The sequence below is a fragment of the Amycolatopsis taiwanensis DSM 45107 genome (assembly GCF_000519205.1).
In the GTDB taxonomy this organism is placed as follows: Bacteria; Actinomycetota; Actinomycetes; order Mycobacteriales; family Pseudonocardiaceae; genus Amycolatopsis_E; species Amycolatopsis_E taiwanensis.
In genome coordinates this window covers 56,624-71,146 of the sequence record NZ_JAFB01000023.1, presented here as the reverse complement: position 1 = coordinate 71,146, position 14,523 = coordinate 56,624, and the positions used below count along the sequence as shown (strand labels likewise).

Annotated in this window: 16 protein-coding genes; 6 read left to right on the top strand and 10 right to left on the bottom strand. The window is 69.3% G+C overall.

Annotated features, from left to right (window positions below; translation table 11 throughout):
* The first annotated feature begins 66 nt into the window (after window positions 1-66).
* From A3CU_RS0118320 to A3CU_RS45340, 4 genes are all read left to right on the top strand, one after another.
* Window positions 67-1,023, top strand: a complete 957-nt coding sequence (locus A3CU_RS0118320; RefSeq protein ID WP_027943544.1) for an aldo/keto reductase — start codon at window positions 67-69, stop codon at window positions 1,021-1,023.
* 75 nt (window positions 1,024-1,098) lie between these two features.
* Window positions 1,099-2,118: a YncE family protein gene (locus tag A3CU_RS0118315; protein ID WP_027943543.1), complete on the top strand. Its 1,020-nt coding sequence runs from the start codon at window positions 1,099-1,101 to the stop codon at window positions 2,116-2,118.
* The gene (locus tag A3CU_RS0118310; protein WP_027943542.1) at window positions 2,115-2,336 is read left to right on the top strand and encodes a DUF5703 family protein; all 222 of its coding nucleotides are present in this window, start codon (window positions 2,115-2,117) and stop codon (window positions 2,334-2,336) included. The genes A3CU_RS0118315 and A3CU_RS0118310 overlap by 4 nt, the downstream gene beginning before the upstream one ends.
* 74 nt (window positions 2,337-2,410) lie before the next feature.
* Window positions 2,411-2,788, top strand: a complete 378-nt coding sequence (locus A3CU_RS45340) for a hypothetical protein (RefSeq protein WP_043841556.1) — start codon at window positions 2,411-2,413, stop codon at window positions 2,786-2,788.
* A gap of 36 nt (window positions 2,789-2,824) precedes the next feature.
* Here the strand turns inward: A3CU_RS45340 and A3CU_RS0118300 are convergent, their stop codons facing one another.
* Window positions 2,825-3,247 carry a rhodanese-like domain-containing protein gene (locus tag A3CU_RS0118300; RefSeq protein ID WP_027943541.1) on the bottom strand — a complete coding sequence of 141 codons (423 nt, stop codon included), beginning with the start codon at window positions 3,245-3,247 and terminating at the stop codon, window positions 2,825-2,827.
* Window positions 3,248-3,347: 100 nt separating this feature from the next.
* On the opposite strand from A3CU_RS0118300, the gene A3CU_RS0118295 reads away from it, so the two are divergent.
* Window positions 3,348-3,806, top strand: a complete 459-nt coding sequence (locus A3CU_RS0118295) for an Lrp/AsnC family transcriptional regulator (protein WP_027943540.1) — start codon at window positions 3,348-3,350, stop codon at window positions 3,804-3,806.
* Between the two features lie 88 nt (window positions 3,807-3,894).
* Here the strand turns inward: A3CU_RS0118295 and A3CU_RS0118290 are convergent, their stop codons facing one another.
* Entirely contained in the window at window positions 3,895-5,208 is a 1,314-nt protein-coding gene (locus tag A3CU_RS0118290; protein ID WP_027943539.1) for a M20/M25/M40 family metallo-hydrolase, read from the bottom strand.
* An 89-nt stretch (window positions 5,209-5,297) separates the two neighbouring features.
* Window positions 5,298-5,978 carry a hypothetical protein gene (locus A3CU_RS0118285; protein ID WP_027943538.1) on the bottom strand — a complete coding sequence of 227 codons (681 nt, stop codon included), beginning with the start codon at window positions 5,976-5,978 and terminating at the stop codon, window positions 5,298-5,300.
* Window positions 5,979-6,134: 156 nt separating this feature from the next.
* On the opposite strand from A3CU_RS0118285, the gene A3CU_RS0118280 reads away from it, so the two are divergent.
* Entirely contained in the window at window positions 6,135-6,770 is a 636-nt protein-coding gene (locus A3CU_RS0118280) for a response regulator (RefSeq protein ID WP_027943537.1), read from the top strand.
* Window positions 6,771-7,021: 251 nt separating this feature from the next.
* Here the strand turns inward: A3CU_RS0118280 and A3CU_RS0118275 are convergent, their stop codons facing one another.
* Genes A3CU_RS0118275 through A3CU_RS0118245 form a run of 7 tightly spaced genes read right to left on the bottom strand, consistent with a single transcriptional unit; the run spans window position 7,022 to window position 14,450 of the window.
* On the bottom strand, window positions 7,022-7,954 hold the full coding sequence (locus tag A3CU_RS0118275) for an SDR family NAD(P)-dependent oxidoreductase (protein ID WP_027943536.1): 933 nt from the start codon (window positions 7,952-7,954) through the stop codon (window positions 7,022-7,024).
* Window positions 7,938-8,987: a hypothetical protein gene (locus tag A3CU_RS45335; protein WP_043841554.1), complete on the bottom strand. Its 1,050-nt coding sequence runs from the start codon at window positions 8,985-8,987 to the stop codon at window positions 7,938-7,940. The genes A3CU_RS0118275 and A3CU_RS45335 overlap by 17 nt, the downstream gene beginning before the upstream one ends.
* Window positions 8,984-9,952 (bottom strand): ABC transporter ATP-binding protein, encoded by a 969-nt coding sequence (locus A3CU_RS0118265; RefSeq protein ID WP_027943535.1) that lies wholly within the window; start codon window positions 9,950-9,952, stop codon window positions 8,984-8,986. Before A3CU_RS0118265 ends, A3CU_RS45335 begins: the two co-directional genes overlap by 4 nt.
* The gene (locus A3CU_RS45330) at window positions 9,949-10,974 is read right to left on the bottom strand and encodes an ABC transporter ATP-binding protein (protein ID WP_052371844.1); all 1,026 of its coding nucleotides are present in this window, start codon (window positions 10,972-10,974) and stop codon (window positions 9,949-9,951) included. The genes A3CU_RS0118265 and A3CU_RS45330 overlap by 4 nt, the downstream gene beginning before the upstream one ends.
* Window positions 10,971-11,840, bottom strand: coding sequence for an ABC transporter permease (locus A3CU_RS0118255; protein ID WP_027943534.1), 870 nt, complete (start codon window positions 11,838-11,840; stop codon window positions 10,971-10,973). The genes A3CU_RS45330 and A3CU_RS0118255 overlap by 4 nt, the downstream gene beginning before the upstream one ends.
* Window positions 11,827-12,840 carry an ABC transporter permease gene (locus A3CU_RS0118250; RefSeq protein WP_052371843.1) on the bottom strand — a complete coding sequence of 338 codons (1,014 nt, stop codon included), beginning with the start codon at window positions 12,838-12,840 and terminating at the stop codon, window positions 11,827-11,829. The genes A3CU_RS0118255 and A3CU_RS0118250 overlap by 14 nt, the downstream gene beginning before the upstream one ends.
* Window positions 12,837-14,450, bottom strand: a complete 1,614-nt coding sequence (locus tag A3CU_RS0118245) for an ABC transporter substrate-binding protein (protein ID WP_043841551.1) — start codon at window positions 14,448-14,450, stop codon at window positions 12,837-12,839. Before A3CU_RS0118245 ends, A3CU_RS0118250 begins: the two co-directional genes overlap by 4 nt.
* Window positions 14,451-14,523 lie beyond the last annotated feature (73 nt).

The window sequence follows — 14,523 nt, the reverse complement described above, 5'->3', positions numbered from 1 at the left end:
GGTGAGCCGGCGCCCCCTCGCGCCACCCTCGGGCCTCACAAAACACCGCGCGGTTACTCTCTGTCCATGGAAAAGCGACGCCTGGGCCGGTCGGGACTCCGAGTCTCCCGGATGGCTCTCGGCACCATGACCTGGGGCGAGGTCACCGACGCCGACGAGGCCGCCAGCCAGCTCGTCGCGTTCGTCGACGCCGGCGGAACGTTGGTGGACACCGCCGACATCTACGCCGAGGGTGAGGCCGAACGGATCCTCGGGTCCCTGCTGCCGGACCTGGTGCCGCGCGAGGAGATCGTGCTCGCCACCAAGGCGGTGGCCCGGCGCAGCGACGGGCCGTTCGGCGGCGGCGCGTCCAGGGGCGCGCTGCTGACCGCGCTCGACGGCTCGCTGCGCCGCCTGGGCGTCGACCACGTCGACCTGTGGCAGCTGCACGCCTGGGATGAAAGCGTGCCGCTGGAAGAAACGCTTTCCGCCCTCGACTACGCGGTAACCTCGGGCAAGGTCCGCTATGTCGGGGTGTCGAACTACGCCGGCTGGCAGCTGGCGACCGCGGCCGGGAGCTGTTCGCTGGTGTCCACCCAGGTCGAGTACTCGCTGGTGGAACGCGGCGTCGAGCGCGAGGTGGTGCCGGCGGCCGCGCACCACGGGATCGGGCTGCTGCCGTGGGCACCGCTCGGCCGCGGCGTGCTCACCGGCAAGTACCGGACCGGAACCCCGGCGGACTCGCGCGGCGCGTCCCGCGCCTATGCGGGATACGTGGAGCAGCACCGGACCGAGCGCGCGGCCCGCATCGTGGAGGCGGTGGCCACGGCCGCCGACGGCCTTGGCACCTCTCCCCTGGCCGTCGCGCTCGCCTGGGTACGCGACCGGCCCGGCGTCGCGGCACCGGTGGTCGGCGCGCGCGATGCCGCGCAGCTCGCCGGGTCGCTGGCGGCGGAGGAGATCACGCTGCCCACGGCGATCAAATCGGCGCTGGACGACGTCAGCGCCCCGACCTTCGGCTACCCCGAACGGTGGCCCAAATGACAAGCAGGTGACAGGCACGTGACGTGGCGGGCAATGTGGAGCATGCTGAGGAGACGAATCCTGACGGGAGGTCGTGTGCGCAGGTTCGCCGGGAGTGGGGTCATGCTCGGCTGTGTCCTGCTGGTGGCGGCCTGCTCGTCGGGCCAGGGCGGCGGGGGCGACGAGTTGCAGGTCGTCGACAACCCGGTGGCGGCGACCGCGCCGGTGTCGCCCGTGCCCGAGGCGAGCCCGGCAGGCACCGTCCTGGTACCGGGGAACGTGACGGCGATGGCGAGCGACCCGGCAAACCGGGTACTGGCCGTGGCCGCCGATAACGCGGTCTCCCTGTACCGGCTGGATGATCTCGGCGCCACCCCGGTCCGGGTTCCGGTGGACGGCCCGGTGGAACGGCTGACCGTCAGCCAGGCGGAACGGGACCTGGGCAGCGGGCTGCTCGCCAGCATCCCCACCCGGGGTGAGGTCGTGTGGATCGACCTGCCCGGTGGCCAGGCCAACGCCCTGAGCGTGGCGGGCCAGCCGGTGGACGCGGCCGGCGACGGCCCCGACATGCTGGTGGCGGTGCGGGACCGTAAGGCGATCGACGTCCTCGCCGGCGGCAACGTGGTCAAGACGATCACCGGCGAGCTCTACAGCGCCGACCAGATCGTGCAGTCCGGAAACCAGACCGTGGTGCTCGACCGCTTGCGTACCGCCGTGTTCGCCGTCGACGTGCCGGACGGCAAGGTCGGCGAAGGGCTGCGCGCGGGCGACGGCGCGACCAACGCGGTAGCCGACTCCTACGGGAGAGTGCTGGTGACCGACACGCGCGGCGGCGCGCTGCTCGCCTTCTCCACCGCTCCCCTGCTGCTCCGCCAGCTTTACCCCGTCCCCGGCGGGATCTACGCCATCGCTTACGACAACCAACGCGGCCTGGCCTGGGTGACCCTCACCGAACGGAACGAGGTCGTGGGCTTCGACGTCCGCGGCGGAGAACCGGTCGAGAAGTACCGCTTCCCCACCGTGCGCCAACCCAACTCGATCGCGGTCGACGAGCAGACCTCGAGGGTGTTCGTCGGCTCGGCAACGGGAGAAGGGATTCAGGTGATCCAGCCATGAAACACCCGGAGGCGGTGGTCGACGAAGACTGGGAGTACCGCCGGCTGCAGCTGCCGCCCGGCGTATCCCGGCGCTCGGCCGCCACCCAGCTGTCGATCCACGCCGAGTTCGCCGGCTGGGAGCTGTCGACGGTGCGCCTGTACTCCGACGGCACCCGCCGGATCTGGTTGCGGCGCCGGCGCCAGCCCGCCGCCGCCGTCACCTACCTGGCCTCGTAAGCTCCACGTTGGAAGGAACCGCACATCCGCCGGGGCCGTCCGATTCTCCAGAACGCGGTTGGAAGGGTGTGCGCATGAGTTCTCGCTGGCCACTGGTCGTCACCGGTCTGGTGGCCGGGCTCGTGTTCGGAGCCGCCGCGGTGGGGATCCCCTGGGCGCTCACGTCCGGCACCCCCACCGGTACCGACGCCGACGTCGCGGCGTCGTGTGCGGCCATCGCCCGCACGGACAACAGTCTCGACCCCGCGGCCCACTACGCGGATTTGCGCCGCTGGGGTGCGGCGGCCGAGCTGGCGGCCGCCGCAGCGGAGGCGGATCCCTCGCTGAAGCCGCTGTCCGAGGCGCTCCGAAAGCCGATCGACATCGTGTCGGCGAGATTCAGCGCGGATGGACCCGAATACGCCGCGGCGGTGACCAACGCCCGTCAGGCATGCGCCGACGCGACCTCCTGACCCGTTGCGCCCCAAGGTAGCCGCGAACCGGCCCGCTCACGAGCTCGTGTCCACCGGTGCGGTGAGCGGGTCGGGAGCTTGCCGTGAGCGACCATTGTCACTGACGACGGCGAGTCCTTCTCGCACCCAGTATTCGAAGCCTCCGATGAGCTCACGCACCTGCGTATAGCCAAGGCGGGCCAGGGTCAACGCCCCTCGTGTGCTGCCGTTGCAGCCCGGACCCCAGCAGTAGACGACGATCGGGGCGTGCTTGTCGGGCGCGACCTCCTCGGCTCGCGCCGCGAGGTCGGCGTTGGGCACATGCACCGCCCCGGGGATTCTGCCCTGGCTCCAGGACGCGCCGGATCGAACGTCGATCACCAACGGTGCCGAGCCGTTGGCCCGGTCGGCGACAAGGTCGGACGGGTCGGTCTGGAAAGCCAGCTTGGCGGCGAAAAAGTCGGCCGCTGTCAATGTCATCTGCACCTATCAATCTGATCACCGAGGCCCTTGCGGGCGGAACACACAAGCGACGGTCTTGGCGACCAGGTGCCGGCAAACGCCCGGTATCTTGCCGGGTATGCCGTCGAATCAGCGCCTGGAGCTTGACCTCACCGATCATGCGATCATCGAGCACCTGCAGCGAGACGGACGGACAAGCGTCGCGCAGCTCGCGCGGCAGGTCCATCTCTCGGCAAGCGCGACCGCGGAGCGTGTGCGCCGGTTGACCGATGGTGGTGTGATCACGGGCTACTCGATCACTGTCGATCCTGAAGCACTCGGCTATTCCGTCACCGCATTCGTCCGCCTCGCGTACCCATCCGGCAACTACAAGCCGTTCCACGACCTCGTCGGCACGACACCCGAGATCGTCGAGGCTCACCATGTAACCGGCGCCGACTGCTTCATCCTCAAGGTCCTGGCGCGCTCGATGCACGATCTCGAACGGATCACGGGTCGCCTCGCCACCCTCGGCGGCATCACGACCAGCGTGGTGTACTCGAGCCCTGTTCCCGCTCGGCACATCACGCCGGCATGACCAGATCGCGGACCGGGCAACGCCGGAAAGGAACCGGTCTCGAGGGTTCCTCAGGCTCTCGACCGGTTCCTCAGGATCTCGAGGTTCCTCAGGAATTCCTGAGGAACCGGTCGAGCACCCGGACCCCGAAGCGCAGCGCGTCCACCGGCACGCGCTCGTCGACGCCGTGGAACAGCGCCGAGAAATCCAGGTCCGCGGGCAGCTTCAGCGGCGCGAACCCGAAGTTGCGGATGCCCAGTGACTGGAACGCCTTCGCGTCGGTCCCGCCGGACATCATGTAGGGCAGGGTCCGCGCACTCGGATCTTCCGCGACGACCGCCGCCGTCATCGCCTCGACGAGCGCGCCGTCGAAGGTCGTTTCCACCGGCGGCAGGTCCAACGACTCCCGTTCCACGTCCGGGCCGAGGATCTTGTCGAGCTCCCGGTCGAAGGCCTCCTGGCGGCCCGGCAGGATCCGGCAGTCCACAGTGGCCTCGGCGACCGACGGGATCACGTTCGACTTGTAGCCCGCGGTCAGCATCGTGGGGTTGGCGGTGTCCCGCAGGGTCGCGCCGATCATCCGCGAGATGTTGCCCAGCTTGGCGACCGCGCCGTCGAGGTCGTCCTCCGGGAAGTCCCACCCGGTGAGCTCGGTGACGCCGGCCAGGAACTCGCGCACCGAATCCGTGAGCACCAGCGGGAACCGGTGGTTGCCCAGCCGGCTGACCGCGTCCGCTAGCTTCGTTACCGCGTTGTCGCGGTGGATCATCGAGCCGTGGCCGGCTCGCCCGCGCACCCGCAGCGTCATCCAGCGGATGCCCTTTTCGGCGGTCTCGATGAGGTACGCGCGGACGCCGTCTTTGAACGTCACGGAAAAACCGCCGACCTCGCTGATGGCCTCGGTAGCGCCCTCGAACAGCTCGGGCCGGTGCTGCACCAGCCACTGCGCGCCGAACTGGCCGCCGGCCTCCTCGTCGGCCAGGAACGCGAAGATCACGTCCCGCGGTGGGACGATGCCGTGGCGCTTGTAGTGCCGGGCGATCGCCAGCATCATCCCGACCATGTCCTTCATGTCCACCGCGCCCCGGCCCCAGACGTAGCCGTCCTGGACCGCGCCGGAGAACGGGTGCACCGACCATTCCGAGGGGTCGGCCGGCACCGCGTCGAGGTGGCCGTGCACGAGCAGCGCACCCCGGGTCGGGTCGGCGCCGGGCAGGCGGGCGATGACGTTGTGCCGGTTCGGCCCGCCCGACTCCACGTAGCTGATCTCGTACCCGACCTCGGTGAGCTTCTCGGCCACGTACTCCGCGGCGGCACGCTCGCCGACCAGTGTCTCGGGATCCCCGGTGTTGGTGGTGTCGATCCGGATCAGCTCGCTGGTCAGGACGACGGCTTCGTCGGCTGCGCTCTCGATCTCGCTCACCTTCGCATTCCTATCATCCCGGACCGCCAGGTGGAGAAGTGATCTCGGGCTCAACCCGCGGCGGTGGGGCTGCTTCGGCGAGCTGACGGTCAGGGCAGGAGCGGCCTTCCGCGGTGGTCGATCTGCTTGCGCGCGGGCCGCGGCACCCGCCACTCCAGCCGCGTGCCGACGCTGCGTTCCAGCCGGGTCAGCACCTGCCGGGCCGCGCCGAAGGCGGCCTCCTGCTCGGCCGCGGTGGCACCGCCCTGAGCGAGCTCCAGCAGCTTGATGCCCTGGGTGATCAGGGCTCGCTCCTCCGCCGTGAACCGGGAGGCCCGCAGCTTTTCCGCCGCCTCGCAAGCGGCGTCCCAGGCCTGGACGGCGGTTTCGGTCGCGGCGATGAACTGCTTGGCCATCGGCTCCGGCGGGAACGTCTCGGTGTGCAGCGCCATGGCCTCGTGGAAGGCGTCGATGAACCGGCCGGTCGACGGGACCTCCGGATCGGCCAGCGCGGGCATGCGCAGCACCTGCAACGCATCCGATTCGTACGCGCCGTATTCGGCCGCGACCCGTCCATAACGCTCACGGGCTTTTGCCCACCGCGCCCGCAGAATCTTCTCCGGCGACGGGCGGTCCTGGGCATCGGGCGGGAGCCGTACGGATGGGCGAGTCCGGTCGGGCTGGGCGCGCCACCGACGTCGCAGGGCCGCGCGCGAGTACATCGACACGGCCAGCCACAGCAACGTGATGATCGGCCACAGCAGCGGCTGCATTTCGTGGTAGGGCGGCATGTGGTGGCTCCCTTACCCGAGTTCCTTTCCTCCATCATGCGCCTATTTCGGGGCCCGGGGGTGGCCCATCGCTGTGTCGTTCCCGTTTCCGGAGGCCCGAAACGACGGCGGGCGCGTATTCTGGCGTCGCGACACCTGGTACCGGGAGAGCAGCAGATGACGGTCTCCGTGTTCCTGCTCGACGACCACGAAATCGTCCGCCACGGGCTCAAGACGCTGCTGGAGGCGCAACACGACCTCGCGGTGGTGGGCGAGGCCGGTTCCGCGGCCGAGGCGTTGACCCGGATTCCCGCGATCCGCCCGGACGTCGCCATGCTCGACGTCCGCCTGCCCGACGGCGAGGGCTTGACCGTCTGCCGACAGGTACGCGCCGCGCTCGACCCGCCACCCGCCTGCCTGATGCTCGCCTCGTACACCAACGACGAGGCGCTTTACGACGCGATTCTGGCCGGCGCCGCCGGATACGTGCTCAAGGAGGTGTCGGGAACGAATCTCGTCGATGCCGTGCGCGCGGCCGCCGCCGGAAAGTCCCTGATGGACCCGGCGCTGAAGAAGACCGTGCTCAACCGGTTCCACGACCCCGGCTACACCTCGCTCAGCCCGCAGGAACGGCGGGTGCTCGAACTCGTCGCGACCGGTCGCACGAACCGCCAGATCGCCGAGGAGCTCGACCTCGCCGAGAAGACGGTGAAGAACTACGTTTCCTCACTGCTGCACAAGCTCGGTTTCTCTCGGCGTACCGAGGCGGCAGTCTTCGTCACCAGGCGCCAGCACCGGCCGCCCGCGCTCTGAAACCCGGACCGTATAGGTCGTTATACAGCTACCTCACCGACTCGAACCCGCCACTCGCCCGCCCGAACCCAGAACTCGCGCGACTGAAGCAGGAACTCAGCCGCCGGAACCGGGAACTCGCCGGCCTGAACCGGGGACACGCCCGGCGTCGGCGTGTCCCCGGTCCGGGCGCGTGAAATCCCGGTTGAGGCGGGCGAAATCCCGGTTGGGGGCGTGAAATCTGGGTTGGGGAGGGCGAAATCCGGGTTGGGTCACAAGGTTTCCCGGTCCAGCTCTCCGGTCACGTCCAGCGGGATCAGCGGCAGCGGGCCGGCCAGGTCCTCGCGCGCGGCCGGGGCGTAGGCGAAGTTCTTCGCCCGTGCGCCGCCGTCCACCACCAGGTCGCACCCGGTGATCAGGCGGGCATAGTCCGAGCACAGCCAGGCCACGCAGTGACCGATGTCGGTCGGGGTACCCGTGGTGCCCATCGGCACCATCGGCGCGCGGGACCCCGCCCACCGGGACGGCCGCCGCCACGACTCGTCACCGGTCGGGCCGCCCAAACCGTTGGCGCGCGGACGGTCCAGCACCCCGCCCGGGCCACGCTCGGCGATCAGATCCGGATTGTCCGGGGTCGGTGCGGTCGGCGTGAAGCCGTTGACCCGGATCCCGTACGGCGCGAGATCCATCGCGGCCGCGCGCACGAAGTTGTTGACCCCGCCCTTGTGGAAGGCGTAGGCGATCACCCCGGCCGTCCCGGACCAGCCGTTGGACGACGAGATCGAGACGATCGAGCCCCTGATGCCGTTTTCGGCCATGTACCGCCCGACGTACTTCGTGTTCAGAAAGTTGCCCATGGCCGCGACTCCGACCGCCTTCGCGAAGAACTCGGTGCTCTCGTCGAGCACCCCCTTGCCGCCCAGCAGGGCCGCGTTGTTGATCAGGATGTCGATCCGGCCGAAGGTGTCGATCACCTTCCGCAGGTATGCCTTGACCTGCTCCTCGTCGGTGACGTCACCGGGAATGGCGATGGCGGTGCCGCCGTTGCGCTCGATCCGGGCGACGGCGGCCTGCGCGGCGTCGGCATTGATGTCGTTGCACGCCACCTTGGCCCCGTAGCGCGCCAGCGCCAGGGCGATGCCGCTGCCGATGTTCGGGCCGGCGCCGGTGACGACGGCGACCTTGCCCTCAAGCGATATCTCCACCAACACCAACCTCCCGGTGAATCGGATGCGTGGTGCGGGACCAGCCACCGAAGCCGAACGGGCGCACCACCATGGACATCGCGGCGTTACGTGCGCCCGCGACCACGATCGGCAGCTGCTCGGGTGAGGACACCATGTGCAGCCCGTAGGAGTCGATGCCCGGCCCCTCCTGTCCGTCCAGCCCCTTGCCGGCGCGTTCGAGGTCGGCGTGGCTGCGCACGCAATGGTCGTAAAGCCATTGCTGCACATCGGTCTTGCCAAAGCCCGCTTCGGCGAACTGCTGCGCGTGCTCGACGCTGAGCACCAGCCCGGCCGAGGAATGGCGGCCGATCGCCGCGCCGGTGCGGGAAATCGTGTCGGCGATGTCCCACAACACCTCCTCGGCGTCCTTGGTATGCCGGTTGTCGACGAATTCGCAGGTACGCAGCAGCAGCGCGGAAACCGCGTCCGTGCCGGGCGGCAGGCCCAGCTCCACCGACAGCGGCTCCCACGGGCTTTCCTCCTCGTTCTCCCCGATGACCAGCGACCAGCGGCCGGGGATGCCCTGCGTGGCCTGCTCCAGCTCATGCGGGCGCACCCCGAACACGTTGCGCACGGCCAGGCCGATGGCCCGGCCGATGGTGGCGTTGGCCCGGAAGCCGGGACCGAGCACCCCGCCCTTGCTGTTGATGCCCAGTTCCTGCCGGACGGGGCCGTTGACGACGATCAGTGGAGCGGGACCGCTCGTGCTCTGCCACGCGGGCGCGAAGACCGGCTGCCGGGCGAGCGCGTCCCACGCGGCGAGCACGACCGGGAAGTACTCCGGCCGGCACCCGGCCATCGCGGCGTTGACCGCGGCCTGCTCCACCGTGCATTCCCGGTCCAGGTGCGAGATCGAGGCCACCACCTCGCCGGCCGCCCGGGGCGTGGTGGCCAGGAACTCCTGCACCATCGGCGCGGTCACCGGCACGATCGGCAGGCCGTCGGTCCATCCCTGGTCGTAGGCGTGCTCGATCGCCTTGCGGGCGTAGGCAAGCAACTCCTCGTCACTCATGGCTGTTCCTCCGGAAAATGGCAGGCAACGCTGTGGTCGGGCGCGAGCTCCCGCATGGCCGGGCGCTCGCTGGCGCAGATGTCCCGCGCCCGCGGGCAGCGCGTACGGAAGCGGCATCCGCTCGGCGGCGAGATGGGCGAGGGCGGCTCACCCCTGATCGTGACCGGGCGGCGAGCCGCGCCCGGCTCGAGTTCGGGGATCGATGCCAGCAGCGCGACCGTGTACGGGTGCAGCGGCGCGCGGTAGAGCGAATCGGCGGGCCCGATCTCGCACAGCTGCCCGAGGTGCATCACCGCCACCCGGTCACTGACCTGCTTGACCAGCGCCAGGTCGTGCGAAATGAACAAATAGGACAGTCCGAGCTCGCGGCGCAGGCGTTCGAACAGGTTCAGCACCTGCGCCTGGATCAGTACGTCGAGCGAGGACACCGCCTCGTCGCACACCACCAGTGCCGGGTCCAGCGCGATCGCCCGCGCGATCGCCACCCGCTGGCACTGCCCGCCGGATAGCTCGTGCGGACGGCGGCGGCCGTAGCTGTCCGGGTTCAGCCCGACCAGGTCCAACAGCTGCTTCACCCGCGCCTCGCGGTTTCCGACGCCATAACCGACCAGTGGCTCGGCCACGAGTTCCGAGACGCGCCAGCGCGGGTTGAGCGAGCCGAACGGGTCCTGGAACACCATCTGCATGTGCCGCCGCGCCTCGTTCAGCCGCCCCCGCTTCAACCGCATCAGGTCCCGGCCCTGGAAGTGCACCTCCCCGGACTTCGGCGGCGGCGCCTGGATCACCGAACGCGCCAAAGTGGACTTTCCCGAGCCGGTTTCACCCACCACGCCAAGGGTTTCCCCGGCGCGGATATCAAAGGACACATTGGACACGGCGTGCACGACACCACCCTTGACGCCGCCACGGCCGCGGGCGGTGAACTCCTGCACGATGTTGCGCGCGCTGAGCAGGGTCTCGGTCACTGGTCCTCCGCGAGTACGGCTCCGGCTGTCTCGATCGACGGGGCTTCACCGGCGCAGGGATGCCAGCATGCCCACCAGTGCCCGGCCTCGTGCTCGTCGAACGGCGGCGCCTGCTCCCGGCAGGTGTCCGTGGCGTGGGCACAGCGCGGCGCGAACGGGCATCCGGGCGGCAGCCTGGTCAGGTCCGGCGGCTGGCCCGGGGTGACCGGCAACTCGACGTGCGAGGGGCGGTCCAGGCGCGGGATCGCACCAAGCAACGCCCGCGTGTACGGCATCCGGACCTGCCTGAACAGCCTGCTCGCGGGCGCGTACTCCACCGCGCGGCCCGCGTACATCACGATCACGTCGTGCGCGTAGGTCGCCGCGAGCCCAAGGTCGTGGCTGATCAGGATGATCGCGGTGCCCAGGCGCTGCTGGAGTTCGGCCAGCAGCTCCATGATCTGCGCCTGGGTCGTCACGTCCAGCGCCGTGGTCGCCTCATCGGCGATGAGCAGCTTCGGGTTCGCGGCCAGCGCGATCGCGATCATCACGCGCTGCCGCATCCCACCGGAAAGCTGGTGCGGGTACTCGTGGAACCGCGCCTCGGCCGCGGGCAGCCGGACCAGCTGCAGCAGCTCCACCGCCCGGTTGTGCGCCTCCTGCCTGGTGACCTCGGTGTGCGCGCGCACCGCCTCGGTGATCTGGGTGCCGATCCGCATGGTCGGGTTCAGCGACCGGGCCGGGTCCTGGAACACCATCGCGATGTCCGCGCCCCGATGCCGTCGCATCTGCCGCTCGGACAGTCCGAGCAGTTCAACGCCGGAGAACCGGGCCGACCCGCTGACCTGCGCGGCCGGTGGCAGCAAGCCCATCAGCGCCCGCGAACTGACGCTCTTGCCCGAGCCGGACTCACCGATGATCGCCAGGGTCCGGCCCGCGTCCAGGCGGTAACTCAGGCCGTTCACCGCCTGCACACGCCGGCCGTGGGTGTCGAACCGCACCCGCAGCTCGGTCACCTCCAGCAACGGCACCAGGCTCGTCATCTGCCGCTCCAGCGACTGCGCAAGGTCTCCCCCAGCAGGTTGAAGCCCAGCACGGTCAGGAAAAGCGCCACGCACGGCCAGACCACCAGCAGCGGCGTCGCCGACAGGCTCTGCTGCCCCTGCGCGATCATGTTGCCCCAGCTCGGCGCGGGCGGCGGAATGCCGAGGCCGAGGAAGCTGAGCGCGCCCTCGATCACGATGACGATGCCCATGCCCAGCATGGAGAACGTGATCAGCTGGGGCGCGATGTTCGGTGCGATGTGGCGGAACAGCGTGCGCCACGTGCTGGTGCCGCACAGTTTCGCCGCCGCCATGAACGGCTGCTCGCGCAACCGCAGCGTGGCCGAACGGGAAATCCGTGCGGTGGAAGGGATCGAGAAGAACGCCAGCGCGAGAATCGTGTTGAGCCGGCTCGGCCCGAGGCTCTGCGCCACCGCCAGCACCAGCACCAGCGACGGGAACGCGATCAGCACGTCGAACACGCGCATGACGATCGTGTCGACGATGCCGCCCGCGTAGGCGCTGACCGCGCCGAGCGTGCCGCCGATCAGCAGGCCGATCAGGTTCACCGAAACACCGACGACCAACGAGTTCCGGCCGCCGTAGAGGATCCGCGACCACACGTCGTTGCCGTTCGGGTCGGTGCCCAGCAGGTGCCCCGGCGAGAACGGGGGCAGGTCCGAGCTCAGCACGTCGCCCCCGACCGGCGCCGGCACCGAGGCGATCACCGGCCAGAGAAAGCACGCGCCAACCGTCAGCACCAGCAACGTGACCGGGACCGCCAGTTCGAGATGGCGCCACCAGCTCCGCGCCGAACGCGGCACTTCCTCGGTGAGCAACACCGCGGAGGCATCAACCATTGCCATAGCGAATCCTCGGGTCGAGCACGGCGTAAAGCAGGTCGGTCAGCAGGTTGGCCAGCACCGCGACGATCGCGAAGACCACGACGCAGTCCTGGACCACGATGTAGTCGCGGGTGTTGATGGCCTGCAACAGCAGCTGCCCGACCCCGGGCAGCGCGAAGATCTGCTCGATGATCACGGTCCCGCCGATCAGCGTGCCCAGGTTGAGCCCGACCAGCGTGAGCAGGCCGAACGAGGAGTTGCGGAAGGCGTGGCGCAGCAGCACCTGCCAGGGCCCGATGCCCTTCGCCCGCGCGGTGGTGATGTAGTCCTCGCTCTGGAGCTGATCGACCAGGTCACCGCGGAGGAACCGGGTGTAGAGGCAGAACAACGGGAACGCCATCGCCACCCCTGGGAGGAACAGCGAATGCAGGTTCTCCCCCACATCCTGCGACATCGGGACGAACCCCATTGCCGGGAACACCGAAACCTCGACCGCGAACACCAGAATCAGCAGCAGCGCGAACACGTAGTTCGCCACCGACAGGCCGCTGATGCTGATCACCATGCTGACCCGGTCCACCCACCGGTTGGGGCGGCGTGCGGCCAGCAGCGCGACCGGGATCGCCGCGCCGAGCGACAGCACGAACGCCAGGCCCACCAGTTCGCCGCTCACCCCCAGCCGTGAGCTCAGGTCGTCGGCCACCGGCTGCTGGCTCACCAGCGACTTGCCCAGGTCGCCGTGGATGGCGCCGCCGAGCCAGTTCAGGTACCGCACCACGGCCGGCTGGTCCATGCCCATCTGGTGGTTGAGCGCGGCGATCTGGTCCGGGGTGGCCTCCGGCCCGAGCAGCAGCTGGGCCGCGTTGCCCGGGATCAGGCTCAGCACCAGAAAGGTGAGGATGCTGACCCCGAGCACGATCGGAATCGCCATCAGCAACCGCTTGCCGATCAGCCGCAGGCTCGGCGAGCGGAGGAGGTTGAGCCAGACGCTGGTCCGCTCCGGCGCCTGGCTCAAGGTCATTGGCTCATCCATACCGAGTCCCACTGCACGCCGGTGTTGACCAGCACCGGGGGAATCCTCGTGGTCAGTCCGGGCCCGTGCACGCCCTTGACCGCGAGGTTCGCGGGCGCGAAGGCCAGCATGAAGGGCGCGTACGCCTTGTCGCTGATGAGCTTTCCGGCCTGGTCGTACAACGACTGCCGCTGCGCCGGGTCGAGTGAGGCCGCCGCCTGGTTGAGCAGGTCGTCCAGCTGGGGATCGGCGACGCCGCTGAACGCGGCCGTCGAGGAGAACCTGAAGCTCACCCCGACCCCGGCCGCGGGATCCCACGCGCCGGCGGTCTGCAGCATCGCCTGCCATTTCCCGGAGTTGAAGTTCCCGATCAAGGCGTTGAGTTCGTCGGAGTGCATGTTCACCTTGATGCCCGCGGCTTCCCATTGGCTCTGCAGCGCCGTGTTCACCTGGTCGGCGACGTAGCTCTTCAGCGTGCCGAGGTCCACGGTGAGCCCGCCGAGCTCCTGCACCAGGGCCTTGGCCTTCTCCAGGTCGTAGGTGCGGTAGCCGGGAACCGTGGGCTGGTAGAACAGGCCGCCGGGTCCGATGAACGTCTGCGCGTTCGGATACCTGTCCTTGAACAGGCCCTTGGCGATCGCGTCGGCGTTGGTCGCGTAGTAGATCGCCTCACGTGCCCGCTGATCGTTGAACGGGGCCGTCTTGGTGTTGAGCTGGATGACGTACGGCGACGTCGGCGGTTGGAGGGTCACCGTGAGGTTCTTGTTGGACTGTGCCTGGTCGATCAGCGGGACGGTGGACATCCCCTCGTACGCCTGCGCCTGCGCCTGCCCGGCCTGCAACGCCTGGTACGCGGGCTGGTCACCGCCGGATGCCTTGAAGATCAGCTTGTCCAGGTAGGGCTGTCCCTGCTTGAAGTAGTTGGGGTTGCGCGAAAGGGCGAGCTCGGAGCTGAGCACGTCGCGTTCCACTGTGAACGGCCCGGCGCCCACCGGCGAGATCTTGAACTGTTCCTCGCCCATCTTCTCCAGCGCCGTGGGTGAGGCGATCCAGTTGACGTTCGAGACCACGAACGCATTGATCACCGCGGCGTACGGGCGGGTGAACTTCACGACCACCGTGTTGCCTTCGGTGGTGATCGGGTCCGTCTCGACCAGCGGCCACTTCGGCGCGCAGGTGCAGGTGGACTTGATGTTCCGCCTGAAGTTGAAGGCCACGGCCTCGGCGTCGAACGGGGTACCGTCGCTGAACTTCACCCCGTCCCGGATGATGATCCGCAACGTCTTGCCATCCGGCGAGAGCTCATATCCGCTGGCCAGCGACGGCTCCACGCGCGCGTTGCCGCCGTCGTCGTCGGCGACCAGCGCGAACAAGCCGCCGAAGATCGCGTTCATCTGGCTGAGGTTCGCGCCACCGGTGGTGTTGGTCGCCGGGTCGAGACCGCTCGGCCACGCCCCGCTGTAGGAGCCCAGCTCCAGCACGGTGAGGGTGCCGCCCCGCTGTGGCGGACCGGCCGGCGTGTCCGACGAGCCGGCTTGCCCGCTCCCCCCACACGCGGCGACCACGAACGCCACCGAGAAAAGGGCGAGAATCTGGCTGATCCGGGTCTTCGAGTTCATGTTCTCCCGCTTCGTTGCGACGTGTCCGCGGCCATGCTCTGGTTGGCCTCCAGCGTCGCCATCCGGCGCCGGG

Excerpts from the sequence above, each read along its gene's own strand:
- A3CU_RS0118320 (WP_027943544.1), top strand. The coding sequence starts at position 67 with ATGGAAAAGCGACGCCTGGGCCGGTCGGGACTCCGAGTCTCCCGGATG.
- A3CU_RS0118310 (WP_027943542.1), top strand. The coding sequence starts at position 2,115 with ATGAAACACCCGGAGGCGGTGGTCGACGAAGACTGGGAGTACCGCCGG.
- A3CU_RS45340 (WP_043841556.1), top strand. The coding sequence starts at position 2,411 with ATGAGTTCTCGCTGGCCACTGGTCGTCACCGGTCTGGTGGCCGGGCTC.
- A3CU_RS0118300 (WP_027943541.1), bottom strand. The coding sequence starts at position 3,247 with ATGACATTGACAGCGGCCGACTTTTTCGCCGCCAAGCTGGCTTTCCAG.
- A3CU_RS0118295 (WP_027943540.1), top strand. The coding sequence starts at position 3,348 with ATGCCGTCGAATCAGCGCCTGGAGCTTGACCTCACCGATCATGCGATC.
- A3CU_RS0118285 (WP_027943538.1), bottom strand. The coding sequence starts at position 5,978 with ATGCCGCCCTACCACGAAATGCAGCCGCTGCTGTGGCCGATCATCACG.
- A3CU_RS0118280 (WP_027943537.1), top strand. The coding sequence starts at position 6,135 with ATGACGGTCTCCGTGTTCCTGCTCGACGACCACGAAATCGTCCGCCAC.
- A3CU_RS45335 (WP_043841554.1), bottom strand. The coding sequence starts at position 8,987 with ATGAGTGACGAGGAGTTGCTTGCCTACGCCCGCAAGGCGATCGAGCAC.
- A3CU_RS45330 (WP_052371844.1), bottom strand. The coding sequence starts at position 10,974 with ATGACGAGCCTGGTGCCGTTGCTGGAGGTGACCGAGCTGCGGGTGCGG.
- A3CU_RS0118255 (WP_027943534.1), bottom strand. The coding sequence starts at position 11,840 with ATGGCAATGGTTGATGCCTCCGCGGTGTTGCTCACCGAGGAAGTGCCG.
- A3CU_RS0118250 (WP_052371843.1), bottom strand. The coding sequence starts at position 12,840 with ATGACCTTGAGCCAGGCGCCGGAGCGGACCAGCGTCTGGCTCAACCTC.
- A3CU_RS0118245 (WP_043841551.1), bottom strand. The coding sequence starts at position 14,450 with ATGAACTCGAAGACCCGGATCAGCCAGATTCTCGCCCTTTTCTCGGTG.